Below are 12,233 nucleotides of genomic sequence, written 5' to 3' on the forward strand. Positions count from 1 at the left end.
TGTATACGAGCAATCATATGATAGCAGATATAATGGTCAGAACAGGAATAGGATGTGTCTGTAATGCATAATCAGGACGTATATGATCTAACGATTATCGGCGGTGGTCCGGCAGGATTGTATGCGGCGTTCTACGCTGGCATGCGCGAGATGAAAGTGAAGCTCATTGAGGGTAAAGACGAACTGGGCGGATTTTTGCTGACGTATGTGGATAAAACGATCTGGGACGTTGGCGGACTTCCGCCTATGAGATGTGCCAAGCTTATTGAGCATCTTGTTGATCAGGCTGGTACATTTGAACCAAAAGTTGTGCTGAAGCAAACAGTAGATACGTTTAATCATTTGCATGATGGGGTTATTGCGTTGCACACCGATACGGGTGATTCACACTATACACGTACCGTAATTGTAGCCATTGGCCGAGGTGTTGCCGAAGTGCAGAAGCTGGATATCCATAGCGCACAGGATTATGAGAGAAGCAATCTGCATTATACGATTCAGAACCTGGATTATTTTGCCGGAAAAAAAGTGCTGATCTCCGGCGGTGGCAACAGTGCCGTAGACTGGGCGCTTGAACTTGCAGAACAGGCCTGCTCGGTAACGCTGGTGCATAGACAGGATTCATTTCGCGCTATGGAGCATAATGTGAGTCAGATGAAGAAGAAAGTAGATGTACGAACGCCCTGTTACATTGAACGTTTTTACGGTAACGGACAGCGTATTCATCAGGTTGGCATAACGGATTCAGCGACAGGAGAAACGATCCGACTTGATGTGGATGAAGTGATCGTAAGTCACGGGTATACAAGTCATGTCAGCAATCTCGCCCGCTGTGGTCTGGATATGCAAGAAGGAATGCTGGTTATGAATCAGTTGGCTGAAACCAGTGTGCCTGGTATTTTTACAGCAGGAGACTGCGCGACGCGGGAAGGTAAAGTGCGGCTGATTGCAGGTGCTTTTAATGATGCGATTGTTGCGGTCAACAGTGCAAAAAGGTTTCTGGAGCCTAACGCTGCGGGAATGGCCTATGTTTCCTCCCATAATGAGCTGTTTCGGGAGAAAAATCGTGCACTGTAACAAGCCGACAGGCTCATCATAATCTTCTAATCAATAGCTGTATTAGAATAAGAATGCTTATTCGTTTTATATCCTTAATTTTGGGAGTAATGGAAGGAGTGACGAATCAAGAAATGTAATTTGTAAAAATTGATCGAAAAAACACAAAAAATCTTGTAAAATTCACAAGAAAAATAGGGAGCACTCTTGCAATCTTTAACCAAAACCCCGAAAATAGAGAGACAGATATAGAAGATTTCTCTTTGGGAGGATTGGAAAGAACATGTGGGGTGCTCCTTTTTCGGCTCAAGCCAAAAAAATGCTGCTGCTTGGCAGCGGAGAATTGGGTAAAGAGGTCGTGATTGAGGCTGCACGTCTGGGCGTGGAGACGATTGCTGTTGATCGTTACGAGAACGCACCAGCGATGCAGGTCGCTCATCGATCTTACTGTGTCGACATGCTGAATGGCGATGCATTGAAACAATTGATCCGTAAGGAACAACCGCATTACATCGTACCTGAAATTGAAGCCATTGCAACAGAGGCACTGCTTGAACTCGAGGAAGAAGGCTTTTGTGTCGTACCAACGGCCCGTGCTGCCCGTTTAACTATGGATCGCGAAGGCATCCGTCGTCTGGCGGCCGAACAATTGAACCTTCCTACAGCAGCTTATCTTTTTGCGGATAGTCTGGAGCAGCTTCAGGAAGCTATTCGTGAACTGGGAACACCATGTGTTGTTAAACCGCTCATGAGTTCATCCGGTAAAGGGCAGAGTGTTTGTCACGTACCGGAAGACGCAGCGAAGTGCTGGGATCTTGCACTTTCAGGAGCTCGCGGCAAATCCGTGCGCGTAATTGTGGAAAGCTTTGTGAAGTTCGAGAGTGAAATTACATTGCTTACCGTCAGATCGGTATCGGGAACTGTTTTTTGTCCGCCGATCGGTCACATTCAGAAGGATGGGGACTATGTCGAATCATGGCAGCCTCATGCGATGACATCGGAGCAATGGACGCAAGCCTGTCATATTGCGAAGACGGTGACCGATGAGCTTGGAGGATATGGACTTTTTGGTGTTGAACTCTTCCTGACTGCAGATGGTGTTGTATTCAGTGAAATTTCACCGCGTCCGCACGACACAGGTATGGTCACAATGGTAACGCAGGACAGCTCGGAGTTTGCGCTTCATGTGCGTGCAATTCTTGGTTTTCCCGTCACAGAAGTACATCTGCTGACACCGGGAGCTTCGGCAACGCTGAAGGCCGATGTTGAAACAACGGATTTCACCATTGGTGGAATGGAAGAGGCACTGGCTTTACCTCGTACTCAGGTTCGTGTGTTTGGCAAGCCTGAAACAAAAGCCGGGCGCCGGATGGCTGTAGCATTAAGTGCTGGAACAGATGTGGAAGAAGCTCGTAAAACAGCGGTTCAAGCCGCAAATATGCTGAAAGTGGAGGTAAATCATGTCCAATAATGTGGAGGCCCCTGTATTGATGATCCGAGAGTGTGAGCTGCGAGATGCTGAAGCGGTAACGGGATTAATGCGAGAGGTCAGCTATCCGACAACAACCAATGTAATGAAAGAGCGCATTGAAAGTTTGGAGAGCAATCCCAACGCGTGCATGCTTGTTGCCGAAGTGGATGAACAGATTATTGGTGTGATTGGTTTGCAATGTGTTCAAAGTCATGCCTACCCTGAGCCTGCTGCACAGATAACATCTCTAATCGTTGGTCAGGAGCATCGCGGCAGTGGAATTGCTCGTCGTTTGATGGCTCGTGCTGAAGATTGGGGCAAACAGCAAGGCGGTAAACAATTATTTGTCACAGGTGCCAATCGTGAAGTGACCTCAACAACCTATTCATTCTATGAGCATATCGGCTTCCAGAAGAAAGGTTATCGCTTCAGTAAAGTTCTTTTATAATAGATGACAAGACATTCAGAGGGTGCAAACCTGGCTGAGTGTCTTTTTTTATTACAAAAAAGTCATTTTTCCAGTATTTGCGGGTTCACATTCTCCTCATAGCTTGTTATACTGCAAGAGTAATGATTACAAAGTTGTAACAATTAAATTTTGAGGAGATGAATAATTTGAAGAAGAACTGGATGAAAACCGTTGTGACAGGTAGTCTGACAGCTGTGCTTGCCGTAGGGATTATGCTTCCTGCCTCCGCGTCTGCTGCAGATTCAACATATAAGACGGCAACTACGACAACTTCGTATAAAGTTTTGAATGCAGATAGTCTGAAAGCTTATATTGAGGCGTGGCTCAAGCAGAATGGTTACACTGTTGCTGATGGACAAACAACAACGGAGAAACCTGCTAAACAGCCTGAAACAACAACTCCTGCTCAGCCAAGCAAACCTGCCACACCAGCACAACAAGAAAAACCGACAACAACAACACCTGCCAAAGATCCTTCAAGCACAGGCAATAACGGTACAACAAGCACACAATCCGATTTTGCCGCACAAGTGGTGAAACTGGTCAACGCTGAACGTGCCAAAGCAGGCCTGGGTGCGCTGTCCTCCGACGCGCTTCTGGACAAGGTTGCTGTAGCCAAAGTGAAAGATATGAGCAACAACAACTACTTTGATCACCAGTCCCCAACCTACGGTTCTCCGTTTGATATGATGAAACAGTTCGGGGTAACTTATAGCTATGCAGGTGAAAATATCGCCAAAGGTCAAAAGACACCGCAAGAAGTCGTTACAGCCTGGATGAACAGTGCGGGCCACCGTGCAAACATTCTGAATGCAAACTTTACGCATATCGGTGTGGGTTATTACAACGGATACTGGGCTCAAGAGTTTATCGGTAAATAAGAGCTGAAAATGAATATTCTATAAATAACGTCATAATAAAAAGCCATATCTTCACTTAGCGTATGCTTTGTGGGATATGGCTTTTTACCAGTTTTCGACCAGAATTCTGTATGGCTTTCTAAATACTGCGCAAAATTTGCAAATTCACGACAGAAGTTTTATGTTATTTAGAATAGGGTCATTTTAGAGTAAAGCTATTATACATTTTACACACCTGACTGGAGATGTGATGCATGAAAAAGAACAAAAATCTGGATTCAGCTCCCTGGATCTGGCGAAGTGTAAGCACCATATCCATCTTGGCAACGCTGCTGTTGCTGTTTGGATTTGGTTACGCCATAAAAGATGTAATTTACCCTAAAGGGGATTCAAAATTAAATGATGGACAGCAGGCTGCCAGTCCGGCTTCCGAGGATCAAAATGGCGGCAGTAAAGCGATTGTCGAGGATGGGAAAATTCGCATGGCCGTCATCGGTGATTCTCTTGCCAGAGGCACAGGGGATGATGAAGGGCTTGGCTTTGTAAGAAGGGCGGGTAATCTGCTCAAAGATGAGGGTTACGATGTACAGGTGCTTAATAATCTGGGTGTGAACGGGCTCAGAACAGATGCGTTGTTAAAAAAGCTGGATGAGCAAGGCGTCAAGTATGTCCTGCAGCAATCCAACTTTATTTTGCTCTCGATCGGTGCGAATGATCTGTTCCAGGGCGGACAGGTGCTTCAGGGCGAGGACCCGCCAACTGCCGAAAAGCTGGCTGCTGCGCTGCCCGAAACATCGAAACGGCTGCAGGAAATTCTGAAGAAGGTGAAGGCAATTAATCCTGAAGCACAGATCTTGTATATCGGATTATACAATCCGTTTGGCAATGTTAAAGAGCTGGAGAAGCCGGGTAACGCAGTAGTTGCTGCCTGGAACGAAGCGGCGATGAGTATTTTGAATAATGAAGATAAAATGACACTTGTACCGACCTTTGATCTGTTTGAAAATCATCTGGATGAGTATCTGTCATCTGACCATTTTCACCCTAATGCACAAGGATATCAGCAGATGGCAGTGCGTATTGCACAGGAGTATCAGGGAGAAAAACCTGCAAAAGGGGGCTCGAAATAGATGGCAGAGCAGCAGTATGATTCGGTCCTGTCCGTACAAAATCTAAAGAAAAAGATCGGACGAAAATGGATTATTAAAGATGTCACGTTTGATGTGAAGCCCGGCGAGATTTTTGGCTTTCTTGGACCAAACGGGGCAGGGAAAACAACGACGATTCGTATGCTTGTCGATCTGATCAAACCTACGGAGGGCAAAATATCGGTTTGCGGCTACGACGTAAACCGCGATCCCGAGCGTGCGCTGAAGTATGTTGGTTCCATCGTTGAAAATCCCGAGGTGTATACATATTTGACCGGGTGGGAGAATCTGGAGCATTTTGCCCGGATGCAGCCTGGTGTGGACCATGACCGTATTCAGGAAGTGGTTAACATTGTACGTCTGGATCAGCGAATTCATGATAAGGTCAGAACGTATTCTCTTGGTATGCGTCAGCGACTAGGCATTGCACAGGCCTTGCTTGGCAGACCTCGATTGCTTATTCTGGATGAACCGACGAACGGCCTTGATCCGAAGGGAATCAAAGAACTGCGGGTGTTTATCAAGCAGCTTGCCAGCGAGGGCATGGCGGTATTTGTCAGCAGCCACTTGTTAAGCGAGATTCAGCTCCTGTGTGACAGAGTTGCGATAATCAGTGCAGGCCGTGTGCTGGCTGTTGGCGGTGTCAACGAACTGATCGAGGATCATTCCAAAGTGGCAATCTGGCATCTTACGCCGCTTGAATCAGGTCGCCAGATGCTGGTCGATCAAGGGATCACACTAATCGATCGGCCAGGTGATGTGATGGATGACACCATTGTTGCAGGACTCGGGCCCAATTCGGTTGTTGCCGAGATGCACGAAGAGCTGATTCCCGAACTGGTGCAGCAGATGGTACAAGCAGGCATTCAGGTTGAAGGTGTGCAGCGGATTCAGCCTACCCTTGAGCAATTATTTTTAAAAATGACAGAAGGTGAATCCATTGAATAATATCATGCCGCTGATCCGTAACGAGACCATCAAGATGGTGAAGAAGAAACGTCTTTATATTATTTTCATCGTTCTGGCTATACTTGTACCGATGTTCACGTATGCTCAGATGAAATCAGCTCAAAATAACCGTGACAAGTTCGGCGGTGACTGGCGGCTTGAATTGCAGCAGGCGATCACGGACAACCAGAATTCACTGGGAAGTGATCGTGTTCCTGAGGAATATAAAAAGTATAGAACGGTTTATATTCAGCAGATGCAATATTATCTGGAAAACAATATAAACCCTAAAGAGCCTGGTGGTGTAACGTTTACGAGGGAGTTTATGAACAATGCGGTAGGTTTGTTTATTCCTCTTTTGATTATGGCGATTGCTTCGGACCTTGTATCGGGTGAACGAACAACAGGCACGATCAAGATGCTGCTGACCCGTCCAGTCAGACGTTGGAAGGTGCTTCTCAGCAAGCTGATTACGCTGATTATGTTTGTTTCCATTATCGTTGTATCTGCTTATGTGATCTGTTACGCGATATCGGGGGCGGTCTTTGGTTACAAGGGCTTTGGAATGCCTGTTTTCACGGGTTTCAAAGTCGTTGGCACGGATGTGGATATGTCGGCAGTACATGCGGTAAGTCAGTGGCAGTATATGCTGATGCAGGCGGGGTTAATCTGGTTTGTGAGCATTATTGTGGCGATGCTGGCATTTATGGTTTCGGTGCTGGTGCGGAGTACAGCCGCAAGCATCGTCATTATGATGGCTTCGCTCATTGCTGGAACTATTCTGACGAACATGGCAGCTTCATGGGAATCAGCCAAATATTTATTTATGGTTAACCTTGAACTGCCTGATTATTTGTCCGGCGGACTGCCGCCAATTGAAGGCATGAATCTCGGTTTTTCCCTGATTGTACTTGGCGTTTGGGGTGCTGCATCACTCATCGTATCATTCCTTGTCTTTACGAAACGGGATATCTTGAATTAAAATGGACAAGGATAAGAAAACATCTGTTTGCATTTCAGGCAAGTTTGTAGTTTCAGTTAAGAAGGGGGAGCATGAATGGTCGAGCAAATCGATGTGTCGGCAGGTTCGACAGGCGGAGGGCAAGTTGCCTCGGGCTACGACGCGGACGACATTCAAGTACTTGAAGGACTGGTAGCGGTTCGGAAACGGCCAGGGATGTACATCGGCAGCACCAGTACTTCAGGTCTACATCATTTGGTATGGGAGATCGTGGACAATGCTGTCGATGAGCACCTTGCCAAATTCTGCTCCAAAATCGATATCACGCTGCACAAGGACGGTTCTGTTACGGTTCAGGATAACGGAAGGGGAATTCCGACAGGCATACATAAAACAGGGATTCCTACTCCCCAGGTCGTGTTTACGATTTTGCACGCAGGCGGTAAGTTTGGCGGATCAGGATACAAAAAATCCGGGGGTCTGCACGGCGTAGGGGCTTCGGTCACCAATGCGTTGTCGGAATGGCTTGAAGTCGAAATTTTCCGGGACGGCAAAATTCATCGTCAGCGTTTCGAATATTGGCAGGATAAAAAGGGTGTCGAGCATGTTGGAGAACCTGTTTCGGGGCTTGAAGTGATCGGAAATACGAATCGAACTGGAACAAAAGTAACATTTAAACCGGATATTCGTGTTTTTCAAAACGGTATTCAGCTGAATTACGATACGCTTGCCGAGCGTCTTCAGGAGATTGCTTTTCTGAATTCAGGTCTGAAAATTGTGTTAAAAGACGAGCGTTCGGGCCATCAGGACGAATTCATGTATGAGGGCGGCGCAAGCCAGTTTGTCGAATATTTGAACGAAAATAAAGATGTGCTGCATGATGTCATTCACTTCTATGCGGAGAAGGACGACATCGAGGTGGAGATTGCGATTCAGTACAACGCCGGTTATACCGAGACGATTGCTTCGTTTGTTAACTCCATTCCTACCCGCGGCGGCGGAACACATGAGACCGGATTCAGAGCGGCATATACCCGTGTGATGAACGATTACGCCCGCCGCACCAGCATGATTAAGGAAAAGGATAAAAACCTGGAAGGCAATGATCTGCGTGAAGGCATGATGGCTGTGATCAGTGTCAAAATGTCGGAGGTCGAATTTGTCGGCCAGACCAAAGACCAGCTTGGCAGTGCTACGGCACGGAGCGCAGTGGACTCGGTTGTGTCTGACAATATACAGCGTTTCCTGGAAGAGAATCCGCAGGTAGCACAGACGTTGATTCGCAAAGCTGTGCAGGCGTCCAAGGCGAGAGAAGCTGCACGTAAAGCCCGTGACGAGATGCGTTCGGGCAAAAAGCGCAGCGAGAGCTCCAACTTGAACGGCAAGCTGACGCCAGCGCAGTCGAAGGATTTTACACGTAATGAGCTGTTTATCGTAGAGGGAGACTCTGCGGGCGGTTCGGCCAAGCAAGGGCGTGATTCCAAAATTCAGGCTATTTTGCCGCTGAAGGGAAAACCGCTGAATCCGGAAAAATCCAAGCTGGCGGATATTTTGAAAAATGAAGAGTATCGTGCGATTACAGCGGCCATCGGGGCGGGCATTGGTACGGAATTTGCTGTAGAAGATAGCAATTATTCTAAAATCATTATCATGACGGATGCCGATACGGACGGTGCACATATCCAGGTGCTGCTGCTTACGTTCTTTTACCGTTACATGAAACCGTTGATTGATGCAGGTAAAGTATATATTGCGCAGCCGCCTTTATATAAACTGACTCGCAAATCCGGCAAAATGGCTACGGTAAGATATGCTTGGACGGATGAGGAGCTTGCCAACTACATGAAAGAATTCGGCAACAATGTCGAGCTGCAGCGTTATAAAGGTTTGGGCGAGATGAACCCGGACCAGCTGTGGGAAACAACGATGAATCCGGAGACACGCTCGATGCTGAAGGTGGAGATCGTGGATGCGGCCAAAGCAGAGCGTCGTGTATCCACGCTGATGGGGGATAAAGTGGACCCGCGCAAACGCTGGATCGTAGAGAATGTTGACTTTACAGAGTACGAAGAATAGAAGGTGCTTGGAATGAGTCTATCAGAACAATTTATGCCGGCCTTTCTGGAAGAGGTCGTGGGTGACCGTTTCGGTCGCTACTCTAAATATATTATTCAGGACCGGGCAATACCCGATGTACGGGACGGATTAAAGCCAGTACAGCGCCGTATTTTATACGCGATGTACGATTCGGGCAATACACCGGAAAAGCCATACCGCAAGTCTGCCAAAACCGTCGGGGATGTTATGGGTAATTATCACCCTCACGGGGACTCCTCCATCTACGAGGGCATGGTACGTATGGCTCAGCCGTGGAAAATGGGTCACATGCTTGTGGATGGACACGGTAACTGGGGGTCACAGGATGATGATCCGGCTGCTGCTATGCGGTATACGGAGGCCCGCTTGTCGTCCATTGCGATGGAGATGCTGCGTGATATCGAGAAACGCACGGTGCTGTTTAAGGATAACTTCGATAATACAGCCAAAGAACCCGTGGTGCTGCCTTCCCGTTATCCGAATCTGCTGGTCAATGGCGTAAGCGGCATATCGTCCGGTTTTGCTACGGAGATTCCGCCTCATAATTTGCGTGAAACGATTGATGCTTGCATAGCCGTAATGGAAAAGCCGTCTATTGAGCTGGACGAAATTATGATGTTTATGAAAGGTCCCGATTTTCCGACAGGTGGATTAATTATGGGCGGCGACGGCATTCTGGATGCCTATCGGACAGGTAAAGGACGAATCTACATACGTTCCAAAACCGATATCGAAAACATGCGCGGCGGCAAGCAGCAGATTGTGATTACCGAGATTCCGTATCAGGTTGTGAAATCACGTCTGGTGACCACAATGGAGAACATCCGTCTGGAGAAAAAGGTTGAGGGTATTGCAGAGGTTCGTGACGAGAGCGGCCGTGAAGGTCTGCGAATCGTGGTGGAATTGAAAAAAGATGCGGATGCCCAAGGCATTCTGGCTTATTTGCTCAAGAAAACCGATCTTCAGGTTACCTACAACTTCAATATGGTTGCTATTGTGAACAAAGCACCGCAGCAACTCGGTCTGAAGGCCATTCTGGAAGCGTATATTGCCCATCAGCGTGAAGTTGTGACCTTCCGGACGAAGTATGAGCTGGAAAAGGCAGAGGATCGCGCTCACGTGCTTGAAGGGCTTGTGAAGGCTCTTAACATTCTGGATGAAGTGATTGCGGCAATTAAAGCGTCGAAGAATCGTCAGGACGCCCAGAACAATCTCACCTGGATGTTTGGTTTCACGGAGCGTCAGGCCGACTCCATTCTTACCTTGCAGCTGTATCGTTTGACGAATCTGGAGATTAATGCGCTGCAAAAAGAATTGGATGAGCTTATGAAGAAAATTTCACAGCTGCGTTCTATTCTGGAGAGTGATCGCAAGCTGATTGGCGTCATTCGCAAGGAATTGCTGGAGATCAAGGAGAAGTACGGGATTGACCGCCGTTCTGCAATTCAGGGCGAGGTAGAAGAGCTCAAGGTGAATCTTGAAGTGCTGGTCAATGCAGAGGATGTATTGGTAACGCTGTCCAAAGAGGGTTATGTGAAGCGTTCGAGTATGCAGTCCTTCACACGGTCCGGCGGCGAACGAAGCGCCAGCGGTGTGAAAGAGGGGGATTACATCTCCCAGGTGCTGGATGTGAATACACTCGAGAACCTGCTTGTGTTTACGCGAAAAGGGCAATACTTCCTCCTGCCGGTTCATCAGGTGCCGGAATTCAAGTGGAAAGATCCTGGCACAGCGATTGTTAATGTGATTCCACTGGCGAAGGATGATCGGATTGCCAGTGTGCTGGCCGTCAAATCCTTTGAAGAGCCGGATCACAGCCTTGTATTTGTGACACGTAAGGGACAGGTGAAACGAACCGAGCTCAAGGAGTACGTTACAAAACGTTCTGGTGCAGTTGCCGCCTGTAAGGTAGGTAAGGACGATGAAGTTCTATCTGTACATTTGAGCACAGGTGGTAAAGACATTATGCTGATCACCAAAGAAGCGATGGCCATTCGTTTCCGTGAGGATGAAGTCAATCCGATGGGACGTGTCTCTGGCGGTGTTCGCGGTATTCAGCTTAAAGAAACGGATGAAGTTGTCTCTGCGCTGTGGGTCGAAGGAGAAGAGGGCGAAATTGCTGTATTGTCTGATCTGGGCTATGGTAAACGTTCCTTACTGCTCGACTATGCCTTGCAAAGCCGTGGAGGCAAAGGTCTGGCTACGTTTGAATTCAAGGAAGGTAAACGTGTCAAGCCGAATGGAAGCCGAATAGCAGGTGCATTCTATTGCAGAGAACAGCGCCAATTGACTGTCATGACCAGAGAAGGGCATGCTCATTCCATCTCTTCAGAGAGTGTGCCACTGACTGAACGGAAGCATATAGGCAAATTGCTCGTATCCGTGGATAAGCAGGATGAAATTACCGAGCTGATCCCGGACTTCAATGAAAATCAGCCAGAAGCTGCAGTATAAATTAATCTCAGAAAGACTCTTCGCAGACATAGCTTATTATGTCGGGCAAAGAGTCTTTTTTTGTTGTTCCAAGGCGGCTTTGAAGCGCGTGTTCAAGCGAAGTTTAACAACCTTCGTCGATTGCGGTCGATCGCTGGGAAATTGAAAAAATGCAGCAGGAATGCGGCTTCAAACCGCGAAAAGTTAAGCTAATGAACAGATAAATCGTTGCCAGGAGGAGTGATGTTCAATGTATTATTCTGATTTTGCCAAATGCTGGTCAAAATTAACGAAGGATTATAAATTGCATATGGATCAGGAACTGGCGCCTTCTCTCACAGAGGCGCAGCTCGCAGTATTGGAAGTGCTGGAGGATCATGAGAAGATGAAACCGTCCGATCTGATTCCGTTTCTGGCGACTACCCCTGCTGCAGTAACGATGCTGCTTGATCGTATGGAGAAAAACGGCCTCATTTGCAGGGATCGGGATGATCAGGACAGACGGATTGTCTGGGTCTCTCTCTCGGACAAGGGCCGAATGGAAACGAAACGAGGCGTTACCATTCGCAATGAGTTTATGAATTCGGTTCTTAGCAACATTTCGATGCACAATCAACAATTGTTAGTGTATTTGCTTGGAAAAATGACAACACCCAAAACTCAAGTACAGGAGCCAGCTTTAACCAGCTCGGTTTAAAACCAATTACAGATAGGTACACTGGTGTACACATTGCGGTACTGTGATGAACATGCGCTCTTTCTTGATGACTGAGGGTAGCAGTAACGATGC

The 12,233-nt window shown here is 47.4% G+C and carries 10 protein-coding genes; all 10 read left to right on the forward strand.

Going from position 1 to position 12,233, the window contains the following annotated elements; genetic code table 11:
* The first annotated feature begins 63 nt into the window (after positions 1–63).
* The 10 genes from HNR77_RS18375 to HNR77_RS18420 all read left to right on the forward strand — a co-directional run bounded on the left by HNR77_RS18375 (position 64) and on the right by HNR77_RS18420 (position 12,140).
* Positions 64–1,077 carry an NAD(P)/FAD-dependent oxidoreductase gene (locus tag HNR77_RS18375; protein ID WP_184187407.1) on the forward strand — a complete coding sequence of 338 codons (1,014 nt, stop codon included), beginning with the start codon at positions 64–66 and terminating at the stop codon, positions 1,075–1,077.
* Positions 1,078–1,339: 262 nt separating this feature from the next.
* The gene (gene purT / locus HNR77_RS18380; protein WP_184187410.1) at positions 1,340–2,527 is read left to right on the forward strand and encodes a formate-dependent phosphoribosylglycinamide formyltransferase; all 1,188 of its coding nucleotides are present in this window, start codon (positions 1,340–1,342) and stop codon (positions 2,525–2,527) included.
* Positions 2,517–2,975: a GNAT family N-acetyltransferase gene (locus HNR77_RS18385; protein WP_184187413.1), complete on the forward strand. Its 459-nt coding sequence runs from the start codon at positions 2,517–2,519 to the stop codon at positions 2,973–2,975. Before purT ends, HNR77_RS18385 begins: the two co-directional genes overlap by 11 nt.
* Before the next feature lie 167 nt (positions 2,976–3,142).
* Positions 3,143–3,877: a CAP domain-containing protein gene (locus HNR77_RS18390; RefSeq protein WP_397367087.1), complete on the forward strand. Its 735-nt coding sequence runs from the start codon at positions 3,143–3,145 to the stop codon at positions 3,875–3,877.
* 233 nt (positions 3,878–4,110) lie between these two features.
* Positions 4,111–4,986, forward strand: a complete 876-nt coding sequence (locus HNR77_RS18395) for a GDSL-type esterase/lipase family protein (protein ID WP_184187419.1) — start codon at positions 4,111–4,113, stop codon at positions 4,984–4,986.
* Positions 4,987–5,952 (forward strand): ABC transporter ATP-binding protein, encoded by a 966-nt coding sequence (locus HNR77_RS18400; protein WP_184187422.1) that lies wholly within the window; start codon positions 4,987–4,989, stop codon positions 5,950–5,952.
* A complete protein-coding gene (locus HNR77_RS18405; protein ID WP_111271338.1) occupies positions 5,945–6,934 on the forward strand; it encodes an ABC transporter permease in 990 nt (329 codons plus the stop codon). Before HNR77_RS18400 ends, HNR77_RS18405 begins: the two co-directional genes overlap by 8 nt.
* A 75-nt stretch (positions 6,935–7,009) precedes the next feature.
* Positions 7,010–8,989 (forward strand): DNA topoisomerase IV subunit B, encoded by a 1,980-nt coding sequence (parE, locus tag HNR77_RS18410; protein WP_111271337.1) that lies wholly within the window; start codon positions 7,010–7,012, stop codon positions 8,987–8,989.
* A 12-nt stretch (positions 8,990–9,001) separates the two neighbouring features.
* Positions 9,002–11,464, forward strand: a complete 2,463-nt coding sequence (gyrA, locus tag HNR77_RS18415; protein WP_184187425.1) for a DNA gyrase subunit A — start codon at positions 9,002–9,004, stop codon at positions 11,462–11,464.
* A gap of 229 nt (positions 11,465–11,693) precedes the next feature.
* Positions 11,694–12,140 (forward strand): MarR family winged helix-turn-helix transcriptional regulator, encoded by a 447-nt coding sequence (locus tag HNR77_RS18420; RefSeq protein WP_184187428.1) that lies wholly within the window; start codon positions 11,694–11,696, stop codon positions 12,138–12,140.
* The last annotated feature ends 93 nt before the right edge of the window (positions 12,141–12,233 follow it).

Origin of the sequence: Paenibacillus sp. JGP012 (assembly GCF_014203995.1) — a bacterium.
Taxonomy (GTDB): domain Bacteria; phylum Bacillota; class Bacilli; order Paenibacillales; family Paenibacillaceae; genus Paenibacillus; species Paenibacillus silvae.

Excerpts from the sequence above, each read along its gene's own strand:
- HNR77_RS18385 (WP_184187413.1), top strand. The coding sequence starts at position 2,517 with ATGTCCAATAATGTGGAGGCCCCTGTATTGATGATCCGAGAGTGTGAG.
- parE (WP_111271337.1), top strand. The coding sequence starts at position 7,010 with ATGGTCGAGCAAATCGATGTGTCGGCAGGTTCGACAGGCGGAGGGCAA.
- purT (WP_184187410.1), top strand. The coding sequence starts at position 1,340 with ATGTGGGGTGCTCCTTTTTCGGCTCAAGCCAAAAAAATGCTGCTGCTT.
- gyrA (WP_184187425.1), top strand. The coding sequence starts at position 9,002 with ATGAGTCTATCAGAACAATTTATGCCGGCCTTTCTGGAAGAGGTCGTG.
- HNR77_RS18375 (WP_184187407.1), top strand. The coding sequence starts at position 64 with ATGCATAATCAGGACGTATATGATCTAACGATTATCGGCGGTGGTCCG.
- HNR77_RS18400 (WP_184187422.1), top strand. The coding sequence starts at position 4,987 with ATGGCAGAGCAGCAGTATGATTCGGTCCTGTCCGTACAAAATCTAAAG.
- HNR77_RS18420 (WP_184187428.1), top strand. The coding sequence starts at position 11,694 with ATGTATTATTCTGATTTTGCCAAATGCTGGTCAAAATTAACGAAGGAT.
- HNR77_RS18395 (WP_184187419.1), top strand. The coding sequence starts at position 4,111 with ATGAAAAAGAACAAAAATCTGGATTCAGCTCCCTGGATCTGGCGAAGT.